The organism is Polynucleobacter sp. IMCC 30228, assembly GCF_021395205.1.
Classification (GTDB): Bacteria; Pseudomonadota; Gammaproteobacteria; order Burkholderiales; family Burkholderiaceae; genus Polynucleobacter.
Genome location: NZ_JAJVCS010000005.1, coordinates 224,347 through 247,281, shown reverse-complemented (window position 1 = coordinate 247,281; position 22,935 = coordinate 224,347). Strand labels below are relative to the sequence as shown.

Below are 22,935 nucleotides of genomic sequence, written 5' to 3'. Positions count from 1 at the left end.
TTTTATGACATTGGTGCAAGCGGGAGATTAAATAACAGATTCTGGGGTTTGAGCTTGAGAAGCTTGTCGTGATTCATGGCCATACCCAAATAAACGGGTTTGCCAGTTAACTCAGGAAGAGCCACATTAGGACTGATAAAATCTAAACGAAATAAACAAATTAACCGAGCAATACTATTCGCCTCCACCATGTCTTTGTTATAGAGTGCATTTAAGATTTCAGTAGAAGCAGCATCTAAGCCAACATGCCATACCCACTGTGGATCATTAATTGCTGCTAAAGGGGTAATCTTAACCTCGATACCTAAAAAGTGATTAAGCCATTGGGCAAGTAATTTACTGAAATGCTCAACAGCCGTTTGCCCAAAATTTAACGGTATTGCAAAATCATAATTACTCTCTCGCGTCCAATACAAATCGACATTATCTTCGTGCAATACATCTAGATCGATCGATTTCATTGCTACAGTCGTTTGTTTGAGTAAATCAACAATATTGGCAAACTCTGGGGCCTGGGCATTGCGCTCTATGGTTTCGTGATCAGCACTCATCACCAAGCCATCTTCTAATACGGTCATTTTTTGCGACCGAAAAAATAATTCCGCTACCCTAGCATCCATCGCGCTTGGCTTGTCACCCAAAATATGCCGCATAAAAATTTGGACTAGCTGATTAACAAATAAAGGCGGTACATCTACCCCATCGCCAGCAAATAAGCCTAAATAAAACGATTCTAATGACGATGCAGTAAGTAATTTAGTGCGATAACGTAACCAAATACGATAATTTTCTTGAATATCACTATCCATCATTTCAGCTATCTCAGTCTCGCTAACAGCGGTGCGAGGATTTTGCGTTAAGCGCTGATGGAGCAACTTTTCTACGGCACAAGATTCAGGTACTAAATTCAGTTCATCCCGAAGTAAATAGGTACGTAAAAAATCATCGGTCACCAATAATTGATTATCTGCACTAACTTGCAAGGTTTTATAGGCACACTGCGGCCAGTAATTTATTGGTGCATTCACTTCAATGGTCTCGAGCAGAAAGCGCTAAGCATAAAGCATGTCCTGCCAACCTGATGGTAGCAGGGGGATCTATCAGGGGGGGGGAACTGGCTATTTCTTAGTTGGGGCAGCAGCAGGTGCGGCAGGTGCTGCAGCAGAAACTGCAGTGGGCGGTACAAAAGGCGGCACTTCAGCACAAGCTGCGGGTGCTGGGGTTCCAGCAACTTTAAATCGATTCGCTAAGGTATTTTGCACCATACACAGCTTGAATGCGCCAACTTTATCACCATAAGCGGTCTTCGCTTTTGCTAAATCAGCTGCTGCTTGTTGCTCTGGCGTTAAGGGTGGGAGCATGGCCAACACCGTGCTGGCGCTGAAGGCACAAATGACGAATGCAATGATTTTTTTCATAGCTCAACCTTTATTTAAATCGTTGTACCAAATTTCATGATGCTCTTTAGCCCAAGTAGCATCGACATAACCAGTTTTCATACCATCGATAGAACCCTGCATACCAATGGTACCAATATAGATATGACCAAAGGCCATAGCGGTCATGAGCAATGCAGCGGTACTATGAATAATGTCGGCAATTTGCATCGTGCCGCGCCAATATTCAATCGCAATAAACGGCACAATCATATCTAAGACCCAGCCCGAAGCCGATACGGTGAGCCCCAGAATAACCATCCCGAACCAAAACCAGATTTTTTCACCGCAATTAAAGAATCCCGCAGGGATATGTTTTCCTGAAAGCATGCCACCGAAACCAGTTAGCCATGCCATATCCCCTTTTTCAGGGATATTTTTACGCACGAACAAGAAGAAGAAAATGACGATGCTAAGCGTAAATAATGGGCCACTAAAGTTATGGATATTTTTACATACTAATAAAAATAATCCGTAGGTCACACCGCCCATGAGAGGCATCACAAAATATTTACCATACAAAATCATTAAACCAGTAAAAGCGAGGCCCACAAAACTAAATGCCATGGTCCAATGAATAATTCGATCGAGCAAACTAAAGCGCTTAATTTTGCGTCCCGACATGGGTTCATGCAGCTTAATTGAGCCCTTGAGAATAAACATTGCGAGGATGCCACCCAACGCTAATGCTAAAAGCCATGCGCCATAAACGGTAATGACACCGTTACGAATTAAGCGCCACTGTTGTCCAGATTTTTGAATCAAAACGCCCGCTTGTTTATCGGGAATACTCACATAATTAACCGCATCGCTATTGGCAGTATTCCAAATCGGTGCATTATTGCCCGGTTGATTCTGGTTGGCCTTACGCTCTGCTTCAATCGTGGCATTTGGCGCACGGCCTACATCCATAATATTGGCTGACTCTACTTTCGGTAAGGCGGCAGGAGCGGGAGTTGCTGCTGGCGCAGTCGGCTGAGCGATGCTAGTTCCAGCAAGCAGGGCAAGGCAAAAGCCTGCTGGAAGCAACCAGGAACGAAAAGAAGCGCTTACGGTTTGATTCATGCAAAATCCTTCACGGCATTGATCATTACTTAATACGGCTGTATTCAGTTTGATTTTGATTACGCTTATTGATTTCTTGTGTCCAGCTCACCTGATTACCTGGAGTCCAGCCTTTTGCCATAAAGCCATCATTGGCGCCCATATAAGGCGCAACATCAGGTCGCTTTGATGCTTTGAAGCCCTGCTCTTCATCTTTACATGCACTCAATAAGCCTAGCGCTAAACATACCAATAAGCCTGCTTTAAGAATTGCTTTCATGACTTACCTCCTTGCGGTCCGGGGGGTGCTTTAGTAGGCGCAGGCGGGGCTTCGCCTGGCTTGCCATATGCGGTAGTCCAACCAAACACGTTCGCACCAGCATTCTTTCCGTTAGTTTGCCGTTTAACCACACGGGCACGAAAGATATCGGCGATCACATCTCCATCTCCACCAATTAAAGCCTTGGTTGAACACATTTCAGCGCAAATGGGTAACTTGCCTTCTGCCAAACGATTACGACCATACTTCTCAAATTCAGCCACGCTACCATTGGCCTCTGGACCACCGCTGCAGAAGGTGCATTTATCCATTTTGCCGCGCATGCCAAACAAACCTGAAGTGGGAAATTGAGGCGCGCCAAACGGGCAAGCATACGAGCAATAACCACAGCCAATACAAATATCTTTATCGTGCAATACGACACCTTCATCGGTACGATAAAAACAGTCGACTGGGCAGACGGCCATACAAGGCGCATCTGAACAATGCATACAGGCAACGGAAATGGATTTTTCAGCGCCAATTACGCCATCATTAATCGTTACAACCCGCCGACGATTTACGCCCCAAGGTACTTCGTTTTCATTCTTACAGGCCGTAACGCAACCGTTGCATTCAATGCACCGTTCTGCGTCACAAATAAACTTCATTCTTGCCATGAGATTCTCCTGAATTTAGCTCGTTAATTTAGGTGCTTAGGCAAATTTTTCAATTTGGCACATCGTGGTTTTCGTTTCTTGCATCATCGTTACGCTGTCGTAGCCGTAGGTCGTTGCTGTATTCACCGCTTCACCTAAAACAACGGGACAGGCTCCGGTTGGATAGTATTCGCGCAGATTCTTGCCTTCCCACCATCCAGCAAAATGGAAAGGTACGAAAGCAGTATCTGGTCCAACTCGCTCAGTAACCATCGCCCGCACTTTAATTTTGGCTCCAGTGGGCGATTTAACCCAAACATAATCCCAATTTTTTATCCCCCGCCGAGCTGCAGCACCTGGATTTATTTCTACATAATTTTCTTGCTGTAGTTCTGCTAACCACGGGTTGGAGCGCGTTTCATCGCCACCGCCCTCATATTCAACAAGGCGTCCTGAAGTTAAAATGATCGGGAATTTTTCATACAACTTCTCGTTCAAATTCTGCTGCTGAACTGTTAGGAACAGAGTTGGTAAACGCCAGAAATTTTTCTTGTCGGCCGAAGTGGGATACTTGATCATCATATCGGGACGCGTACTGTACAACGCTTCACGATGCTGCGGAATTGGATCTGGAAAATTCCACACCACAGCCCGCGCTTTAGCGTTACCGAATGGATGGCAACCATTTTTCATCACGACCCGCTGGATACCTCCAGATAAGTCGGTCTTCCAATTTTTGCCTTCAGCTAATTTTTGCTCTTCTGGCGTCAATTGACTCCACCAGCCCAATTTCTTCACAAAAGCAGCATCAAATTCAGGGTAGCCAGTAGTAATGGCAGAACCTTTGGAACAAGAACCATCTTCAGCCAATAGTGTTTTACCGTCTTTTTCTACCCCAAAGTTCGCACGGAAATTACCGCCGCCTTCCATCACGCTCTTGCTGGTGTCATATAGATTAGGCGAGCCCGGGTGTTTAATTGCCGCAGTACCGTAGCAAGGCCATGGCAAACCAAAGTAATCACCAGTCGTATCGTAACCACTAACTGGGTCTTTGCCGCCGCGTGATTTTAAGGTCTTCGGATCAAACACATTCATCATGCGCATGTGTGCTTTAAGGCGCTCAGGCGTTTGTCCCGTATAACCAATGGTCCAAACAGAACGATTAATTTCGCCCAAAATAGATTCAGGTTCAGGTTCACGCCACGATTTTCCCGCGTACTTCGAATCGAGCATTTTGTAGTTCACCGACAGCTCTTTACCAAACCCAAGGCGATCAGCAAAAGCTTGCATGATGACGTGATCAGGTACCGACTCAAATAAAGGATCGATGACTTTTTCCCGCCATTGAATCGAACGATTCGAGGCAGTTACAGAACCTTTGGTTTCGAACTGCGTGGTGGCCGGCAACAAATACACTGCCCGATCTTTATTCACTTGGCCGCCTGCAGCAGGTGGCATAGCAGCCATCGCCGCCGTTGCACTAGGATAGGGGTCGACTACCACCAATAACTCTAACTTATCCATTGCCTTTTTCATATCTAGGCCACGAGATTGCGAGTTCGGTGCATGACCCCAATAGAACACCCCTTTAACATTGGTAGCTTGATCAACCATGTCGCTTTTTTCCAGTACCGCATCAATCCAGCGGGAAACTGTCGTACCTGATTTTTCCATCATATCGGGCGCATAGCGGCCCTTAATCCAGTCATAATCCACACCCCACACGGTGGCGTAGTGCTTCCAAGAGCCAGCTGCTAAGCCATAGTAACCAGGCAATGAATCTGGATTTGGTCCCACATCAGTAGCGCCCTGCACATTATCGTGACCACGGAAAATATTTGCTCCGCCGCCCGATCTACCAATGTTGCCTAGGGCCAATTGCAAAATACAAGAAGCCCGAACCATCGCATTTCCAATAGTGTGTTGGGTTTGACCCATGCACCAAACAATTGTGCTGGGGCGATTCTTCGCCATGGTTTCAGCAACTTTATAAACTTCCGCTTCAGGAACACCACAGGCTGCTTCAACATTGGCAGGCGTCCATTTTTCCATCACGTCTTTACGCACTTCATCCATGCCGTAAACGCGATCGTTAATATATTTTTTATCTTCCCAGCCATTATTAAAGACGTGATACAAGACGCCAAATAAGAAAGGGATATCGGTTCCTGAGCGGATCCGCACATACTGATCTGACTTAGCTGCAGTGCGGGTATACCGTGGATCAACCACCATTAATTTGCAACCGTTTTCTTTAGCATGCAACATGCTCAACATCGACACGGGATGCGCCTCCGCGGCATTTGAGCCAATATAGAGTGCAGCTTTCGAATTCATCATGTCGTTATAGCTATTGGTCATAGCACCATAGCCCCAGGTATTGGCTACCCCGGCAACCGTAGTCGAGTGACAAATACGTGCTTGGTGATCGGTGTTATTGGTACCAAAGAATGAAACCCACTTCCGTAATAGATAAGCTTGCTCATTATTGTGCTTAGATGAGCCAATAAAAAACAAAGAATCAGGAGTAGATTTAGTGCGCAATGCTTTCATCTTGGCGGTAATTTCATCAAGCGCTTGATCCCAAGAAATCTTTTGGTACTTGCCATCAACTAATTTCATTGGCGAGCGTAAACGGTAGTCGCCGTGGCCATGTTCACGTAAAGCAGCACCTTTTGCGCAATAAGAACCCAAGTTTATCGGCGAATCAAATACTGAATCCTGTCGAACCCAAACCCCATTTTCAACTGTTGCATCGACCGCGCAACCCACTGAGCAATGGGTACAAACGGTTCGCTTTACTTCAATCTTGCCGGCTTTGCCATCCAACATCGCCTTAGTTTCAACGGCATTCGCTTTTTGTAACAAGTTCAATTGTGAGACAGCTAGACCTGCGCCTACACCAATTCCTGAGCGCCGTAAAAAAGTTCGGCGATCCATAGTTGGCACAGCCGCTTTTAAACCCCGCGCCAAACTACCAATTAAATGCGTTGGGGTTTTGGAATTACTGCCAGAAGAAGATGTTTTACGAACCAGGCTCATGTGCTACTCCAGAAAGAATTCTTAAAGATTAATTATGTAAAGATTTAAATTCTTATATTAAAGTTGTTTCATAGTACTTTTTAATATGAGCCGACAACTGGTAGCCATCAGCCTGAGGTGCAACCGCACTGCCGACCTCTTGAATCAGAGCTTGCCCTAAAGGTGTTTGCGACGCAACTGCTACAGCACCTGCGGCCACTCCTGCTGTCAGAAAAAAGGTTCTGCGCGATGGTTTGGTCGTGGGCTTCGCAGCATCAGCAACGAAAGTCGATTTATTTGTCATAGATTGTCCAATCTAATGTAAATGCAAAATTGAATATTACGAGTTGAGTGTAATACGAATTAACCTTTAGTGCGCGGTTAGCTAAAGCTAGTGTTAACCCTAGTTATTGTTCAATCACACCATATCAAAGCTTTGCGCCTCAATGGCAAAAAATTCGCGGATCAGTTGTGCAACTGGTAAGTAGAAATGGGTATCAGGCGCATTTTCTATTGCATCGCAACAATCCTCGTACCAACTACGCATATAGTTATTAAAGAATATTTTTTGATTCGTTAGGTTAGAAACTGCCGCATCATCACCAGCGATCAAATAGCGCATTACTTCGCATAAGGCGGCAAGATGATCTTCTGTCTCAGAAACACTTTCAGCAGCTTCTAAGCCAAAAGTCTGCAGAGCTCTGCGGATCTCGACTAAGGGCTTTTCATTTAAATGGCCAGCCATAAAATATGAGCCATTCAGAAATACATTGGGCCGACCCACCCCCACAAAATTCGCATCGTATTCTTTACGCCATTCATCTGCTTGACTATTTTTGGCGAGCGTTACTAAATTTCGCCAGGCGCTTGCTAAAACTGTGGCGTCATTGGTTTCGGGTAATGATGAGGCAATACGCTCTAATAAATCTTGGCTGGGGGGCTGATGCAGCAAGGCAGCCAATAAACCATATAGGTCAGCACGGGCCAAGTCTTCTGCTAAGCCAATCTCTCCCACCATTGCTGGTGATGCCTCTACTTGATCTAATTCGGGTTTTGGAGGATCTTGGCTCATCAAACATCTTTCATCATATCGACCACCCTACAGTCACTACACATTTTTAGGCGATTCTGGGCGGCTCCAGAAAAAGCTTCATGGGTTCCTAGTCGACCCAACATGAGCTCTACCATTTTTAAGGTGCCAAAAGCCTTACCGCAACTAATGCAATGGTAAGGCAGGGTTTCATTCAGGATAACCTTTTGCTTGCGTTGTTCCACACTCAATAAGCGTGGCACTAATTGCAAGGCATTTTCGGGACAAGTTTGAACGCACAAACCGCATTGCACACATTGCTTTTCTAAAAAGGATAACTTTGGTTCATCGGGGTTATCTAATAGTGCACCTTCAGGACAGCTACCTACACAGGACATACACAAAGTGCAGGCCGCTTGATCAATAGCAAGGCCACCGAATAATGAAGGGGTAGGCAAAACTGCGCCCTCGGTCGGTAGCGAGGTTTTAGCTTGCCTCTCGAAATAAGTCAGTACAGCCTCTAATGTTTCGCGTTTTTGATTGGCTAGGCCAAATGAGGCTGGTGCGCCTAAAGTAGGTAAAGCGCCGCGTTTGCGGAGGATGCCGAGCGCTTTACTGACGGTTTCTAAATCATCGTCGGAATGCGCCTCAATCATACTTATCCGAGTTTCAGAAGAATTGAGATTTAAACCATAGGCTTGCAAAACAGCATTGCCTAATGCAACTTGCTGGGCGAGCGCCTGACGATAAGCCGGATCTTCATTCCCAGTTAAGAGAAGCTTGACCTCAGCAAAGCCAAAACTCAAAGCACCCAACCATAGTTCGATCCCAGTTGAGGCAATATTTTCAAGGCCTAAAGGCAAGACAAAACTGGGGAGGCCTTCATAATTCTTAGCCTGTAAATGGGCGGCACGACCCAAACTCTCGATGAGTTGCAGGCCTTCAGTGTGACTATGTAAAAGTAAGGTAGGTGCGCTGGCAGCTAAATTTGTTCGGGCGATTTCGTTAGCATAGGTTTTGCTTAACGCCTTTAGTTGCAAGCCCTGATGCGAAACGCTCGGATAGTTGTAACGCATCGCACCCGATGGGCAAACTGTGGAACAAGCCCCGCAACCCATGCATAAATTGGGATTAACCGCTACTTGACCTTGCCCATTTTTAAAGACCGACTGAATCGCCGCAGTTGAACACACATCGATACACGCAGAACACCCGGTAAGCCCATTACGACCATGTGCGCAAATTTTTTCGTTGTAAACAAAATATTTTGGTTTTTCAAACTCACCAACCAAACCCAATAACTTCGAGGCAGCTAAAGCTTGCTCAAACGGGTCGACACCTGGTGCCAAATAGCCTTGTGGCGTTTGGCTCATCGGCATTCCAGTGTTGGCGCGTAAATCCATAATTAAATCGAACTCGCCACTACGCAAAGTGTCGGGTCGATCAAACTGAATTGCACCAATGCCTGCACAGGCAGTAACACAAGCACGATGCGATTGACAGCGCGCTAAATTAATTTGAAATGAAGCGTCGATAGCATCTTCAGGACAGGCAGTCACACAAGCACCACAGCGCGTACACATTTCAGGATCAATGGGATTAATTAAATTCCACTCAACCGTAAATTGCCCTAAAAAACCCGCTAAGCTCGATACCACTCCGCTATAAATTGGAAAATCGCGATTCAATGGAAGTGCCCCTGCTTCAGTAGCTAAAACACTGATATCGAGTGCTGCGCCTAATTTCTCAGCCCATGGCAAAGCTTGGTGTGCAGGGCCAATAATCAGTAAGCGCCCTTGACTTTCAAAGTTAACTACGGGAACTGGATCGGCCTGTGGCACCTCAGCCAAAGCTAATAAAGCTAAGATTTTAGGGGTGGATTTTTTTGCTTCTTGAGTCCAGCCCGCTAGCTCACGAATATTGACAAAACGCAGGGGCGCGCCTAAGGGCTTAGCCGATTGCTCTGCCAACTCACTAAATAAAGCGCGTTCTTGCGTACAGGCCACAATGATCGGCTCAGGCTCGCCAAGTGCTGTCAAAAATTGACCGACTTCTTGACGACATAAAGATGTATGCACTGCAAGACCTAGTGCTTTCGCATCAAGGGGCATGGTTCGGTTGCAATCACAAACGAATAACTTGGTCATGGTTTACTTTTAGGTTTTTAATTGGGGATCAAGCGGTGGTTTGCTTGACTTAATCTCAGTAACTTCGGTCTTAGGCTCTGGCGGCAAAATATGCGTCACCTCATTAGACTCCCTAGACTCCCGATCAAGCGCCTCCAATGCCATTTTTTCTTTGGTGTCTTCAGTGGCTTGGTCCTGAGCGTCTTCTTCGGCCTTAAAGAGATTTAGCATCTTTGATTGCACCAAACGTCGCAGCATTTCAGGCGGAATAGGGTCTGGCTTGGAATAGTCATCAATATAAATATCTAAACCATCCATGATGTTATAGCGGGGGTCAGAAAATAATTTCTTCAGCGCAGCACGCTTAACATCAGGATCAACCCCACTTTGCATAAAGACCGAAAAATCATCTTGATGATTAAGCTTCGCAACATCGTCTAATGTCAACTGGGGTAGTGCTTCGCTTGTCGGTGCTGACTGCTGCGCCGGGAGTTTGTTGGACTTTGCGCTCTCAGCCAAATTGGCGGGGGTTTCAGCGACCGGCTTCACTTCATTCGGTAATTCCTGTCCAGCCTTGCGTTGCGACCAGCGATTTAAAAAACCATCTGCCATTATTCCTCCGCTGGGCGTACTGCGCCCTTGAAAGAAGCTGGTTTTTGGCGCCGCTTCGGCTCAGGTCGATATTTTTCATCGACATACTCCGTAAGCCAAGTAATTTGTTCAGCACTCATGGGTATATTGTCAACCGTTTCACCCCCATCCAATAAACGGGCTGCTTCGTTATAGCTAACTAAAATCCGGTGAGGAATTGCCAGCGCTTCATTAGCAATTAAAAATGTTTGCGACTGCTGAGTGATATACGCTTGCGGCTCCTCTTCTAAACGCCACATCACAAACCAACATGGGCTTTGCGCTATTACATTTAAGTAATATCCTTCTGCTTCGTCAACAAAGAGATTTAAATTAAAGCCCGTAAAAAGCCATGATTCACCCAAATCATTGCGCTCTAAAAAGCGGCCGCTTATTTTTTGCGTACGCTCCAATGTTTCAGCTCCAAACTGACCAATGTCTGGAATCACCTCTTGAGGAAACCAGCGATGACTAACCCATTGATTGGTCATTTTTTGTTTACGCATAACAACTGCAAATTGCATCAATTTTCTCGTTTCTAGTCGACATTCATTAATTAGTTGCAACACTAATCAGGGGTAATACCTTTTTCTTTTATTACCTTAGCCCATGCGCTAGACTCTTTTGCCATATATTTAGCAAGTTCATCCCGCGACATTGGGTTGGGAGTTAAACCATGCTCTACCAGAGCGGCAGCGACCTCTTTGTCATTCAAAACTTTGACAATTTCTAAATTCCAGCGATCTAATAAAACAGTTGGCGTTTTGCTAGGCGCAACGAAAGCATACCAGTTGGTTGCATCAAAACCTGGATAACCCGACTCAGCAATAGTGGGCACATTCGGAAATAAGGGCGCCCTTTTTGCACCGGTGGTGGCCAACGCTACCAACTTACCTGTTTTAATATGTGGCGAGGCTGACGATAGCGCAGAGTAATAAGACGAAACTCGTCCAGCTAAGACGTCAACCAAAGCGGGGTTACCCCCTTTGTACGGAATATGTACTACATCGATGCCCGCTCGTAAATTAAATAATTCTCCCTGCAAATGCGATGCGGAACCATTCCCAGTTGAGGCGTACGTTAACTTGCCTGGCTCTTTTTTTGCTAAAGCCACAAATTCTTTTAGTGTAGTCACACCTAAAGAAGGTGGTACCACTAATATATTTGGAAAGCTCATTCCCATGGTTAAGGGCGCCAAATCTTTAACGGGATCGTAAGGGAGTTTCATTAAATGGGGCGCAATCGTTAACGGCCCAATCGAACCTAATAAAATCATTGAACCATCTGTTGGTCCATTCGCCACCGTAGCATGGGCAATATTACCGCCAGCGCCAGGCTTATTATCAACGACCACCGTTTGACCAATATTTTCACCCAATTTTTTAGCGATTAAGCGCGCGCCGGTGTCAGCCGCGCCACCAGCAGCAAAGCCAACCACCATGGTGACTGTTTTTTTAGGGGGAAACTCTTGCGCCTGGAGAGCTGGACTTAACAACAGCCCCATCAATGGCAATAAAGTTACCTTCAATATACGTACTAAATACGATTTTTTATTCATTTATGCTCCTTTGCGCGACTTATTCATATCTATTGCAGGCTATTTTAGGAGCTTTTGCAGAATTATTGATTCAACGATACAATTTTTTATCCCCTCTCCTTAGAAACTATGATGAAATATGTAGTAATTACCCTTGGAATACTCTCTTTAAGCGCAAATTCCTATGCGGCCAGCGGCTCTGAAACGTATCAGCAAGTGTGTTCTGCTTGTCATGCTACAGGGCTTAATAATGCACCGAAAGTTGGCGATAAAAAACAATGGGGGAAACTCATTAAAGAAGGTCAAGCAAACATCAGTGCCGATGGTTACTATGGCGTGCGAGCTATGCCTGCCCGAGGTGGCAGCCCGAATTTATCCGTCGCAGAATTTGCCGCTGCTGTAGTGCATATGGCAAATCAAGCCGGTGCAAATTGGCAAAACCCAGATGAGGCGATGCTAAAAACCATTAATGAGCGTCTGGCCAAAAAACAAGCCCAAGCCAATGCTAAAAAAACGTAAGCACTTTATTTCATGAGCGATTTATTACCTTGCATCGAAATTGAAACGGCGCCTAATCCTCAAGCTGCAGTCATATGGCTACATGGTCTCGGTGCCGATGGCAATGATTTTGCCTCAGTCGTTCCCCAGCTTGATTTAACAGGCTGCTTACCAATTCGCTTTGTATTTCCTAGTGCGCCGAGCATGCCCGTGACTATCAATGGAGGCTATGTGATGCCGGCTTGGTACGATATTGCTGCGCCCGATTTAACCCATCAACAAGATATCAAAGGTATTCAAAAATCAGCCAGCGCTATAGCTGCGTTGATTGAACGTGAAATACAAAAGGGTATTCCATCGAACAAAATAGTCCTTGCTGGGTTTTCACAAGGCTGTGCGATGGCTCTATATATTGGTTTAAGTTTTCCACAACCTCTAGCAGGCATCATAGCTCTGTCAGGTTATTTACCGCTCGCAGAACAGTTTCTCAGCTTTAGAAATAAGGCCAATTTCAATACCCCTATTTTTATGGCGCATGGGGTTTGGGATCCAGTCGTCATTCCTAAACGGGGTGAAGATTCGCATGCTTTACTCAAACAACATAGTTACCAGGTCAATTGGCAAACCTATCCAATGGAACACTCGGTTCACCCAACTGAGCTAGCTGATATTTCTTTATTTCTACAGGAAGTACTGTCACTTGCTTAGTTCTCGTCTTATAAGCAACTAACAATTATCAGTTGGGCACGCCTTAACGCAATTTTGCCGCTTCATGGCGCAACTATTTTTTGCTACCAAATCAGTTGCTTTTTCCATGCAAAGGTTATTGTCCATATCACACTCGCGCACACACCCTTGGTCCTTATTGCCCATATCAACATTAGGCGCATAGGTGCCACAAGCACTTAAGGTAAATAGGCAGATCGCGCTAAGACAAATAAATTTATTCAAGTACACAATAATTCCTAAATCTACTGTTAAGAGGTATTTTTATGCAGGTTTTCATTGATTAATACATTTTCTATTAAGATTCAATATTATCTATTAATTATTTCAAGCTTGTGGAGTGCTTATATCTAATATGAATAACCCTATCAGACGTAGGCTTACAGTTTTTTTTATTGGCTTACCTCTTTATTTATTTGGCGCCAGTGTTTATGCGGGGCTAAAAGAGGATCTGAATGATGGTCATCATGTGCTGTTGATACGCCACGCCGACGCTCCCGGCATCGGCGACCCGGCCGGCTATAAACTCGACCAATGCGCTACCCAACGCAATTTAGGTGAGCGCGGGCGCAAACAATCTGAACTCATTGGTGCTTGGCTGGCTAAACAAGGCATTGATAAAGCTCAGGTGTTTACTAGTCCTTGGTGCCGGTGCGTTGATACCGCAAAATTACTAAAAAAGGGTGCCATCACAATTGAGGCCTCACTTGGCTCCTTTTTTGATGACATGTCTTTAGAAAAAACCCAAACTCAGGCGCTGCAAACATTCATTAAAAATAGCCTTGCTAAAAATTCGCAGACGCCCTTAATTTTAGTAACTCATCATGTCAATATTCAAGCATTTACGGGCAAGGTTGTTAATGTAGGCGATATGGTCTTAGTAAGAGTAGATAAAGCTGGGCGCTATCTCAGCCATACCCATTACCCTAGTCCGCAGCCATAATATACTGTCGAATTACATCGAGTTACGGAAATGAGCAATCTCCTGATCAACTCGATCTAAATTAATCATCCCATCTCGGGGGTGCTCGATATCGAGGACCAGTGAAATTGTCGCGACCATCACAATAATGAACACGATCGTTAAAAGCCAGTCTCGCCGCTCTTCAATACCCATGATGTAACCAGCCACCAAAGAACCAACAAACGCGAGTAAAAATAATAATACCCATAAGGCTGGCGGCGGATGCATTTTCATTCCAACACGCTGGTAATCAGAGGCGTCAAACATTGCGGAAATGGTCGGCAAAATTTTTGCAGCCACTAATGTATCTGCAAAGCTTAAAGGGCTCATGGTTTTTACCGCTTTAACAGCGCCCTGCCAAATCTCGTTACCGATCTCTAAACGCTGTTGAAAGATCTTTGCCTGATCTTCTATTTCCATTGGTTTTTTATAAACCTGAAGGCGTAAATCAACATATTTTTTAAATAAAGCCCTTAACTTGGGTTGATCTTCAGCTTTTAGTAAGTCGATGGATAAATAAGCGCTACTTATAGTGCTGAGCTCATTCATGATTAAGTCTCGACGCTTATCAAACCGATCAGAAGCTCCAGAAAAAGTAATGGCAATGACCAGAGCCAACAAACCAAAAATTGCTGCCATGAACGTATCGCTAGCATTGATCTTGCTAGCATTGTATTTTGCTTTAGCTCGCCGGCCAACTTGCCAACCAATCTCCACCATTAATGCCATACCAAGAATTAAGGTAACAGCAACTAGATGATGATCAATAATATAAATTCTTAATGCTTCGTTCATTATCAATTTCAGTTTCTGGTAAGCGGATGTTTAGATACTATTTTTAGTCAAGCAAAAAAACTTTAAAAACTCGCTTTCACCCCGACCATAATACTCCGTCCAGGCTGTGGAGCATAAAGTCGCACTGGCATTGGCGTAGTGGCATAACGGATATCTTGATTTAAGAGATTTTTTAGCACCATATACGCTGTCCAATTAATTTTATTCATTTTTTCGGTATAGGAAACTCCACCGTTTAATAGGCTATAGCTTGGGGTTGGGCCAATTTCAAAGGAGGCCAGTCGAGTTTGCTGTAAACCGTAAATATAAGTAGCATTAGTCAGCCATCCGCCAGTCCGGTGCGCTAACTCAAGGCCCATGCGGGGGGCTGGTTGAAGCGGTAAATTCCCGCTAATTTGGCCGCCGCCATTAAACGTGCCATACGATACATCACCAAAAATACGTCCAGCAGCACCCTTTTGATTCCAGTTATAAGTTAGCTCACCTTCTGCGCCACGAATGGTGGCATTTGCTTGTGATGACTGCACTACTGAGAAGTTTTCATTAGAGGGGCTATACGCACCAGTATAAAAACCATAAATATAATTAGAAAACATATTTTGATAAACGCTCGCTTTACCACGTAGCAAGCCAACTGTTTTCTGAATATTTACCTCAAGATTGCGGGATGTCTCGGTTGATAAATTCGAGTTACCTACATCGAAGGTAGCAGTTGCATCGTGTGGACCATACGAGTAAAGTTCTTGTGCGCTTGGTGCTCGTTGCGATACAGTAAACGCCATTCCTAAGCCGTAGCCACCCTGCATATTCCACATGCCGCCTGCTGAATACGAGAAAAGATTAAAGTTGCGATTTTGCAGGCTAGGCGCCGTGGGACTAGGACTGCCGTTTTGACTTGTAAAATCTATATCGGTAGGAAATGTCGTCGACTGATTGGGATTTTGTGAAACTAAGTTATAGCGTGCACCCAAACTTGTTTGTAAAGCCCCAAAACGCCCTTCTTCAATCCAAAATACCGAATTTGAATTACTTTTCGTGGGCGGCACAATCGCGTAGCTATTTGACTGCAAGTCGGTAGCGTTTAAGCTTGCTCCAGTAAATTGAGCACCGACCGAACCACTCCAACCCAAAATTTCTTTATGGGCTAATTCAAATCTTGCCTCATTCGCTTTGTTGCTCCACTGGGTAAAAGCAGCGCCATTATTGTTATATTCGGTATGAAGATAATTAATATTAGCTGCATTAAATTTAAACGAGGAAAAACCTGCAAATGGATCGCGGGTTTGGTGACTAAAGTCGTAACGATTTTGAGATTGTTGAATAAAACCACCCTCACTCGTTGGCGTACCATAGTTATGATTGAGGCGCTCGACTGAAATACCAGTATATCCAGACTGCCCTACATACGATGCACCCAATCCCAAATTATTTTGGTTGCTATAAGAAAAGGGAAGTTTGCCGCTGTAAGGTACATTCACTGGCTCACCCGGATTAATTGCCCAATTTGCATTTGGGCCATTTAGTTCGGCATTGCCTGGAATACGATAGTTATTGGCATTATTCACAGCTGTATCTAAATGTAGGGCAACTGAGCCGATCGCGGTATCGAGATCCAATGAGGCGGCCTTCCCTTGATTCACGCTTTCTACACTAGTATTGATTACACCTGTCGTAGCGTCGGGTAGATTAGTGAGAATACGGTCATTCACAATATTAACTAAGCCACCGCTTGAGCCCGAACCATAGAGTAATGCTGCGGCGCCACGCAAGATTTCAATTTGCCGCGCTGTTTGAATCGGAGTTGCCACAGCATGATCAGCTGAAATATTCGAGACATCGCCAACGGATATACCATTTTGTAAAATTTGCACTCTTGGGCCGTCCAGACCGCGAATTACTGGGCGGGAGGAGCCCGAACCATATCCGGTAGCTGATACACCTAATTCATTTGCTAACGTTGCCCCAAGCGTAGCGCCTAGTTTATTTTGTAGCTCATCGCCAGCCAAAATTTTTGTTGGCGTCAAAATACTTTGGCCACCCTCACGCGAGCCTGTAACGTCAACTTGTAGAGAGTTAGCATCTTGATTTTGCGCAAAAGCTACCGTACTTGAGCTCGATAGAGCCAAGGCGAAAGCCAGTTTACTTACTTTAAAATTTTTCATCCCTACCTTGATCACTCTATTGCCTAGCAATAGTCTTAAAGATGTTTGCCTAAAAAAAGCAAACTGAATCTAAAAAGTGTTACAAGTTAAGGATAGGAGGCGCCTGAGATTGATAGGGCCAAAATGCCGTTGGCTTGGCCAGAGAAATGAAAACTGCAGCAGGTAAATTATTGTCATGCTGCTGAAGATGAAAAGTAAAGCTTGCTGTAGTAAGACAACCACCCAGCAACAAGGCATCGAATAAGTGGCAACTACTTTTTGCCTGTTCAGATTGAATTGGACCAGCCTGTTTTGCATGTTGAAAAGTAGCGCTTATTTGCGTTTCTGCCCCCAAGCCTGAATGGGCAATGCCATGGTAAAAACCGAGCCACTGCACACCAAGCAAAGCCAGCGCCAGAAAGCCTGAGAGCAATAGGAGGCGCGTTTTGCGTTTAAGGGAAGTGACTGGAATGAGAAGCATTGCTGGCTATTTTACTTAAATGAAAGGTCTAATTCTCAATGGCCCTATTTTTGGGCTTTTTTATAGCTTGCAACTGCTTCTTTTAAATCACTATATTCCTCGCAACCAAACGTGCAGGTTTTATCCAGTCTGGCTAATAAACCTTCGGCGCCTGTCAAATTTTTATTGAGCAACATTAATTTTCCGTAATATTCCAATGCGCCACGATGGGTTGGATCAATAGCCAAAGCGGCCTGATAAAATTTTTCTGCGCCAACTAAGTCAGGCGGAGTTTTCTTCCGTAAGCTATAACCCATTAAATTATTCCAATCGGCTGAAGCAGGATCATTGGCTGCCTGCAGCTGTTTAATAGCGTCATCATATTGACCCGCTTTTACTGCAATGCGAACATTAATTAGCCAGACGGGATCAAATTTAACTGGTGGGGAATCGGCAGCGAATGCTACTCCACTAAATAGCCAAAAAAAACATAAGACGATTAATCCTTTTTTCATTACATTCCTCATTAAATAGGTTACTGACGTTGATACGAGTTATAAAAATTATCCTGAATCACATAAGCCTTACCCTGCGCCTGCAAGACCAAATCTTGGGAAAGCGTTTTAACTGCATATGTCCAGCCATCGGGTAACTTAAGGCGCGTGGCTAATTGCGCCAAATCGTTCATGGACAAGTTAGGGTCAGCAATTTGTGAATACGATTGCATAATATAAGTCTGTCCTTGGGGTGAAGTTAGTTGGTAAATTAGCGTGCCACTCTTGTAAATAAACGCTGTTTTGCGGTTTACCACATTCGGCACAAAAAATTGGGTGCCTGCTAATTGCCGCTTTATACCCACATCCAAAGTTGCCCGTAAACTCATTTCAATTCCGCCAAAATTCTCAATGACATCTTGGGCTGTTTTGCCAGCAGCTTTAATCTCATCCATAATCCAGTAACGCGGGCCATTCAGACGCACAAATGAGGCATCATTTTTTTTCTCAACTTCTTTAACGTCGAGTGCTTTCCATAATGCCTCAGGACATTCGTTAAGACCCTGGGTATTAAATACTTTTATCGTCAGGGTGCCTAAATGACGCTTACCATACAGCACTTCACAATAGCGTTTATTACGCAATCCTGATATCGATTTACTGTACTGATTTTCTGAGGGAGGCGCATTTACCTCGTTAACTTGCTTTTCTGCTGCGGATGCGGCGAGGGGAGTAAATAACTGAGCGAAGAAAATAAGGCTTAAAACACCGATATTAGTAATTGTCATCTTGAGATAGTTAAATAAAAAAAGTGGGTTTGCTTAAAATAGGCCAAAAAATTAGCTGGGCGGTTGATTTGCAGGTGCTCGATACGGATGAATTTTACCGACAAGCCAAAAAGTTAGCAAACCGCACAGCACTGCGCCATAGCCAACCCTGTTGTAATGCTCAATTTGTCCGCTTGGGCTAATAGTAATAACCATTCCGGCTATTACCGATGCAATTCCTGAGCCTAGCATTTGTACCGAGCCAATTAAGCTCATAAAGGTGCCCCTGTTTTTGGGCTCAATCACCTGACTCACCATAGCCATTGCTGGAATCATGCGCCCTGAAACTAAGATAAAAAATGCGGTGGAATTAATGAGTACCAACCAAATGGGTACGGGGACTAAATTCGTGGTGACAATAATCGGTACCAAACTCAATATTGCTAAGGCGCGAAAAGTACGCTTTTTACCGTAACGGTCAGCTAAAGACCCAATATAACGCGAGCTCAATAAAGATGCGATACCGCCAAACAGATAAACCAAGGAAATATAAGCATCAGGTACGCCTACATTCATGGTGAAGTAGAGCGCGATATAAGGAATGACAGAAAATCCTGTCAACATAATCAAGGCCATAAAACAAAAAGCAATCAGGTGATCGCGCTGTACCACTAAGCGATAAATTTGTCGAAAGCGATTCCCATCAGCCTTATGGGCCAAATGACCTGCAATTGAGGGGATAAATTGATAGCCCAGCCAAAAAATAAGGCTGGCTAAAAGCGCGATAAAAATAAATGGGGCGCGCCAACCTAAAAAAGAAATATGGTTAGCTAAAAATAAACTTAGGGGAACACCCGCAACGGTTGAGACCGAAAATGCCGCCATGACTGTGCCAATTGCTTTACCTCGGCGCTCAAATGGAATCACATCAGCCACAATGGTTTGCACTAGTGAACCCAAGATGCCGCCAAAAACACCAGCTAAGGCACGCGCGAAAAACAATGTTTCATATGATGTAGCTAGGCCACAAGCTAAGGTAGCTAGGGTAAAGGCAATATAGAGACTTAGCAATAGCTTGCGCCGCTCGAAGCGATCAATATAGTATGTAGCAAATACGCCGGCGATGGCAGCAGCAAATGTATAAGAGGAGATAAGTAAGCCAAATTGATGGGTATTAATTTGGAAAGCACTAATAAATTGAGGCCCTAAAGGCATCATGATCATAAAATCCAGAATATGAGTAAACTGAATTCCTGCCAGCGCAAATAGAAAATAGCGTTCGCTTTTTTTACTACCACCTAAATATTGCAGCACTGAATTGGGGCTCAAGGAAATTTCCGCGAATTGATGTCTAAAATGAGGATTTACTTAATAATACTTAGATCTTATGTATTATTTATTCAGGCTCAATTATCCCGTATCCCATAATGATCAAACACATAATTCAATGGACTTTATTAACTTTAGGGCTTTTTCTCATTTTCTTTGGATTATTAACGTGTGTATTTGTAATGTTAGGTCTGTATGAGTTTGAATTATTTAATTTTCGCCTATCCTCAGGGGTGCGCGTGATTAGCGAATTGTCGATTGCCGGCTGTTTACTATTAGCAATGAGTTTTGGTATAGATGATTATTTTAATGAGCCCATTAAGATCGGCTCTAAATAAGATTTTAACTAAGGAGATATATGTTTAAAAAATCGGATTTTTTTATCTTGCTTGCAGTGGTTATTTCATTTATAACTTCGGCCTACCTATGGTTTGTGGTTGGCGATAAAGATCAGGCCATCTTTACCTCTCTCTGGGTACCTTCCATTTTTGGCTTTGCTATTTATTTCAAAGTTTCGGCTTTATTGAGCAGAAAATCATGAGTAACACTGTCCTACTCATTATTTCTATTTTTGTCTTTTGTCTACTTGTGACAGGTTTACTACTGATGGTGCGAGAATTTATGGGAATGATGGAGGAAGCCTCTCCTGAAGTAAAGCATTGGCTCGACACTAGCAACGACAAAAAATAGAAGCGATCTGGCTGCTTAGTATATTAGTGGCAAAAGCTTGCGAACGTGTTTTTGATAATCTGAATATTCAGGAAAAGTAGTAACTAACCACTGCTCTTCTTTTCTCGATTTGATGTCAAAGAATATAAAAATCAAGCCTACATAAGCAAGGGTTAGTTCGCCCTGGGTAATTAAAAACCAAGCAAAAGAAAGCATAATGACCCCAAAATAAATCGGATGCCGGACCAACCGATACAATCCCCTTCTCACGAATTTAGCCCCCGGTTTTGGCCCAGGGAGTGGGGTCAGGTTGCTGCCCAACTGAAATGCGGCCACCCCAGAAAAAATGATGCTCGTAGTAAATAAGATCCAGCCTAGCCAAAATAGCCAATGACTGATTGAGCCCGTCCATATTTTTTCACCGCTCAAACTACTAGGGCCAAAGAATAGTAAAACTAATAATAAAGCTTGGATAAGGACATAGAGCGCTCCGCGCGCAAATATAGAGGGTGGACTTGGCGGGTTTGGTTTACTATCCATAACAAGATCCTCTTTTAAGCATGCCTCAATGGTATGCGCATTCAGAATATAATAAATCGGATGTTTAATGTTTCTTTTTAAAAGACCTAGCGCCATGAAAATGAATCTTCCCAACACCTTATTATTTGTTTGTACTGCATTAAGCTGCTTACTAATAGTAGCGCCGAATGTGCTGGCACAATCGGCAAACCCTTCTCAACCCCCTGCTGCAAAGGTAACTAAAGTGACTGAATTGAAAAAAATTGATGTTGTTGTCGGCACGGGTGCCGATGCCACCTCCGGCTCTAATGTGTCGGTACATTACACCGGCTGGCTATACGATCCCAGCGCGCCCAATAATAAGGGCAAGAAATTTGATAGTTCTTTAGACCGTGGTCAACCTTTCAGCTTTCCTCTCGGCGGTGGTCGTGTGATTCGTGGTTGGGATGAAGGTGTTGCCGGCATGAAAGTGGGCGGCAAACGCACTTTAATTATTCCACCCGAAATGGGCTATGGCGCTAGTGGGGCGGGCGGCGTCATTCCACCAAATGCCACCCTACTGTTTGACGTTGAATTATTGGGCGTGAAATAAATTTATTCTTTAAATCTTATCAAAGTGTTTAACTGCTTAATAAGCGCTTTGATATAAGCTCAACGCATCTGCAAATTGCACATCACGCGGATTATTAATCAGTAAACGCTGCACATTCATCGCATCGCGTGCGAGCATTTCTAATTCGTGTTCTTTAACACCCACTTCGCGCAAACGCTGTGCATAAGGCATGGTAATGACATGCGCTGCAATCGCTTCAATAAAATCAACTGCGGCTAATTCATCACTAACAGAATTTAACTCAGGCAAAATAGCGCGGCCTAGCTCAGCATATAAGGACTCAGCCGCAGGTAAATTAAATTTCAATACAGGCAACAAGACCAAAGAATTGGTTAAGCCATGCGGTAATTGATAGTGACCACCTAATGGGTAAGCAAGGGCATGTACCGCGCCTACTGGCGCATTGGCAAAAGCCATTCCCGCCAATAGCGAACCTAAGAGCATGTTTTCCCGAACTTGCGCATCTTTGCCGTCACTCACTGCCTCGGGTAAGTTGGCATAAAGTAACTGTAAGGCCTTAATCGCCAATGCATCGGATAAAGCATTCTTCTTAGATCGAGATGTGAAAGCTTCAATCGCATGAACCATTGCGTCAACGCCCGTCATTGCAGTAATTACTGGGGGTAAACCTAAAGTAAGCAAGCTATCCAGTACGGCAACATCGGGATAAAGTAATGGCGAAACTACGCCTTTTTTCTCATGACTTGGTGTAGTCAGAATAGCAATTGGGGTTACTTCTGAACCCGTTCCTGCCGTGGTTGGCACTTGAATGAGGGGCAAGCGGGGTCCACGCGCCAAACCAATGCCATAAATCGTGGGTAATTCTTGCGGTGTTTTTGCCAACAGCGCAACCAATTTAGCGGTATCGAGTGAACTACCGCCACCAAAACCAATGACGCCGTCAGCATGAACAAGTGCTGCAGCTTTAACAGCTGCCTGCACACTCACCTCAGGTGGGTCAGCGAGCACATCCGAAAATACCGTGACCTTCACCCCGGCTTCACTTAATGAAGTTAAAGCGCCATCGATTAAGCCAGCCTTCATCAAGCCAATATCAGTCACCAAAAATACCTGGCTCATGCCTAAGCCGCGAGCTATTTCACCAAGACGCTTTGCGGCGCCCTGCTCACAAATGATTTTTGGGGTGGTTTCAAAGGTAAATTGAGGCATATCGCTATTTTATTACACCTCCCCCCAAAAGCAGCATAACTGCGCCTT

28 protein-coding genes are annotated in these 22,935 nt (G+C 44.4%); 7 read left to right on the top strand and 21 right to left on the bottom strand.

Annotated elements, in window-relative coordinates; translation table 11 throughout:
- Positions 1-2: 2 nt before the first annotated feature.
- The 12 genes from LZT21_RS10445 to LZT21_RS10390 all read right to left on the bottom strand — a co-directional run bounded on the left by LZT21_RS10445 (position 3) and on the right by LZT21_RS10390 (position 11,763).
- Positions 3-1,028: a DUF6352 family protein gene (locus tag LZT21_RS10445; RefSeq protein ID WP_233990718.1), complete on the bottom strand. Its 1,026-nt coding sequence runs from the start codon at positions 1,026-1,028 to the stop codon at positions 3-5.
- Positions 1,029-1,118: 90 nt separating this feature from the next.
- A complete protein-coding gene (locus LZT21_RS10440) occupies positions 1,119-1,418 on the bottom strand; it encodes a hypothetical protein (RefSeq protein ID WP_233924842.1) in 300 nt (99 codons plus the stop codon).
- 3 nt (positions 1,419-1,421) lie between these two features.
- Entirely contained in the window at positions 1,422-2,501 is a 1,080-nt protein-coding gene (locus LZT21_RS10435; protein WP_233924843.1) for a formate dehydrogenase subunit gamma, read from the bottom strand.
- A gap of 25 nt (positions 2,502-2,526) precedes the next feature.
- Positions 2,527-2,760, bottom strand: a complete 234-nt coding sequence (locus LZT21_RS10430) for a hypothetical protein (RefSeq protein WP_233924844.1) — start codon at positions 2,758-2,760, stop codon at positions 2,527-2,529.
- Positions 2,757-3,419: a formate dehydrogenase FDH3 subunit beta gene (gene fdh3B, locus LZT21_RS10425; protein ID WP_233924845.1), complete on the bottom strand. Its 663-nt coding sequence runs from the start codon at positions 3,417-3,419 to the stop codon at positions 2,757-2,759. Before fdh3B ends, LZT21_RS10430 begins: the two co-directional genes overlap by 4 nt.
- Before the next feature lie 36 nt (positions 3,420-3,455).
- A complete protein-coding gene (locus tag LZT21_RS10420) occupies positions 3,456-6,440 on the bottom strand; it encodes a formate dehydrogenase subunit alpha (RefSeq protein ID WP_233990716.1) in 2,985 nt (994 codons plus the stop codon).
- A 52-nt stretch (positions 6,441-6,492) separates the two neighbouring features.
- Positions 6,493-6,723, bottom strand: a complete 231-nt coding sequence (locus LZT21_RS10415) for a formate dehydrogenase (RefSeq protein WP_233990714.1) — start codon at positions 6,721-6,723, stop codon at positions 6,493-6,495.
- A gap of 114 nt (positions 6,724-6,837) precedes the next feature.
- Entirely contained in the window at positions 6,838-7,437 is a 600-nt protein-coding gene (locus LZT21_RS10410) for a molecular chaperone (RefSeq protein WP_233924993.1), read from the bottom strand.
- A 53-nt stretch (positions 7,438-7,490) separates the two neighbouring features.
- Entirely contained in the window at positions 7,491-9,596 is a 2,106-nt protein-coding gene (locus LZT21_RS10405) for a 4Fe-4S binding protein (RefSeq protein ID WP_233990711.1), read from the bottom strand.
- A 9-nt stretch (positions 9,597-9,605) separates the two neighbouring features.
- Complete coding sequence (locus LZT21_RS10400) at positions 9,606-10,187, bottom strand: DUF3306 domain-containing protein (protein WP_233990709.1); 582 nt, start codon at positions 10,185-10,187, stop codon at positions 9,606-9,608.
- Entirely contained in the window at positions 10,187-10,729 is a 543-nt protein-coding gene (locus LZT21_RS10395; protein WP_233924850.1) for a DUF3305 domain-containing protein, read from the bottom strand. Before LZT21_RS10395 ends, LZT21_RS10400 begins: the two co-directional genes overlap by 1 nt.
- Before the next feature lie 44 nt (positions 10,730-10,773).
- A complete protein-coding gene (locus LZT21_RS10390; RefSeq protein ID WP_370634823.1) occupies positions 10,774-11,763 on the bottom strand; it encodes a Bug family tripartite tricarboxylate transporter substrate binding protein in 990 nt (329 codons plus the stop codon).
- A gap of 111 nt (positions 11,764-11,874) precedes the next feature.
- Between LZT21_RS10390 and LZT21_RS10385 the strand changes: the two genes are divergently transcribed.
- Both LZT21_RS10385 and LZT21_RS10380 read left to right on the top strand, forming a co-directional pair.
- Positions 11,875-12,261, top strand: a complete 387-nt coding sequence (locus LZT21_RS10385) for a cytochrome c5 family protein (RefSeq protein ID WP_233924851.1) — start codon at positions 11,875-11,877, stop codon at positions 12,259-12,261.
- Between the two features lie 12 nt (positions 12,262-12,273).
- Positions 12,274-12,948 carry an alpha/beta hydrolase gene (locus LZT21_RS10380; RefSeq protein WP_233935515.1) on the top strand — a complete coding sequence of 225 codons (675 nt, stop codon included), beginning with the start codon at positions 12,274-12,276 and terminating at the stop codon, positions 12,946-12,948.
- Positions 12,949-12,966: 18 nt separating this feature from the next.
- On the opposite strand, the gene LZT21_RS10375 is transcribed toward LZT21_RS10380, so the two are convergent.
- On the bottom strand, positions 12,967-13,191 hold the full coding sequence (locus tag LZT21_RS10375) for a hypothetical protein (protein WP_233990707.1): 225 nt from the start codon (positions 13,189-13,191) through the stop codon (positions 12,967-12,969).
- Positions 13,192-13,321: 130 nt separating this feature from the next.
- On the opposite strand from LZT21_RS10375, the gene LZT21_RS10370 reads away from it, so the two are divergent.
- The gene (locus LZT21_RS10370) at positions 13,322-13,909 is read left to right on the top strand and encodes a histidine phosphatase family protein (RefSeq protein WP_233935510.1); all 588 of its coding nucleotides are present in this window, start codon (positions 13,322-13,324) and stop codon (positions 13,907-13,909) included.
- Positions 13,910-13,921: 12 nt separating this feature from the next.
- Here LZT21_RS10370 and LZT21_RS10365 read toward each other — a convergent pair whose 3' ends face one another.
- The 6 genes from LZT21_RS10365 to LZT21_RS10340 form a co-directional block, all read right to left on the bottom strand.
- Positions 13,922-14,725, bottom strand: coding sequence for a hypothetical protein (locus LZT21_RS10365; protein WP_233990705.1), 804 nt, complete (start codon positions 14,723-14,725; stop codon positions 13,922-13,924).
- A gap of 62 nt (positions 14,726-14,787) precedes the next feature.
- Positions 14,788-16,887 (bottom strand): TonB-dependent receptor, encoded by a 2,100-nt coding sequence (locus LZT21_RS10360; protein WP_233990703.1) that lies wholly within the window; start codon positions 16,885-16,887, stop codon positions 14,788-14,790.
- 79 nt (positions 16,888-16,966) lie between these two features.
- On the bottom strand, positions 16,967-17,347 hold the full coding sequence (locus tag LZT21_RS10355; RefSeq protein ID WP_233990701.1) for a hypothetical protein: 381 nt from the start codon (positions 17,345-17,347) through the stop codon (positions 16,967-16,969).
- Between the two features lie 44 nt (positions 17,348-17,391).
- Positions 17,392-17,841 (bottom strand): tetratricopeptide repeat protein, encoded by a 450-nt coding sequence (locus LZT21_RS10350; protein WP_233990699.1) that lies wholly within the window; start codon positions 17,839-17,841, stop codon positions 17,392-17,394.
- A 20-nt stretch (positions 17,842-17,861) separates the two neighbouring features.
- Positions 17,862-18,608 (bottom strand): hypothetical protein, encoded by a 747-nt coding sequence (locus LZT21_RS10345; protein WP_233990697.1) that lies wholly within the window; start codon positions 18,606-18,608, stop codon positions 17,862-17,864.
- Positions 18,609-18,659: 51 nt separating this feature from the next.
- A complete protein-coding gene (locus tag LZT21_RS10340; protein ID WP_233990695.1) occupies positions 18,660-19,916 on the bottom strand; it encodes an MFS transporter in 1,257 nt (418 codons plus the stop codon).
- A 98-nt stretch (positions 19,917-20,014) separates the two neighbouring features.
- Between LZT21_RS10340 and LZT21_RS10335 the strand changes: the two genes are divergently transcribed.
- From LZT21_RS10335 to LZT21_RS10325, 3 genes are read left to right on the top strand one after another with little or no spacing between them, the layout of a single operon-like run.
- Entirely contained in the window at positions 20,015-20,254 is a 240-nt protein-coding gene (locus tag LZT21_RS10335; protein ID WP_233924864.1) for a hypothetical protein, read from the top strand.
- A gap of 20 nt (positions 20,255-20,274) precedes the next feature.
- The gene (locus tag LZT21_RS10330) at positions 20,275-20,457 is read left to right on the top strand and encodes a hypothetical protein (protein WP_233924865.1); all 183 of its coding nucleotides are present in this window, start codon (positions 20,275-20,277) and stop codon (positions 20,455-20,457) included.
- Positions 20,454-20,606 (top strand): hypothetical protein, encoded by a 153-nt coding sequence (locus LZT21_RS10325; RefSeq protein ID WP_233924866.1) that lies wholly within the window; start codon positions 20,454-20,456, stop codon positions 20,604-20,606. The genes LZT21_RS10330 and LZT21_RS10325 overlap by 4 nt, the downstream gene beginning before the upstream one ends.
- A 15-nt stretch (positions 20,607-20,621) precedes the next feature.
- On the opposite strand, the gene LZT21_RS10320 is transcribed toward LZT21_RS10325, so the two are convergent.
- Positions 20,622-21,221, bottom strand: coding sequence for an isoprenylcysteine carboxylmethyltransferase family protein (locus LZT21_RS10320; protein WP_233924867.1), 600 nt, complete (start codon positions 21,219-21,221; stop codon positions 20,622-20,624).
- 127 nt (positions 21,222-21,348) lie between these two features.
- On the opposite strand from LZT21_RS10320, the gene LZT21_RS10315 reads away from it, so the two are divergent.
- Positions 21,349-21,696, top strand: a complete 348-nt coding sequence (locus tag LZT21_RS10315) for an FKBP-type peptidyl-prolyl cis-trans isomerase (RefSeq protein WP_233990774.1) — start codon at positions 21,349-21,351, stop codon at positions 21,694-21,696.
- Between the two features lie 36 nt (positions 21,697-21,732).
- Here LZT21_RS10315 and LZT21_RS10310 read toward each other — a convergent pair whose 3' ends face one another.
- On the bottom strand, positions 21,733-22,887 hold the full coding sequence (locus LZT21_RS10310) for an iron-containing alcohol dehydrogenase (RefSeq protein ID WP_233924868.1): 1,155 nt from the start codon (positions 22,885-22,887) through the stop codon (positions 21,733-21,735).
- Positions 22,888-22,935: the final 48 nt, after the last annotated feature.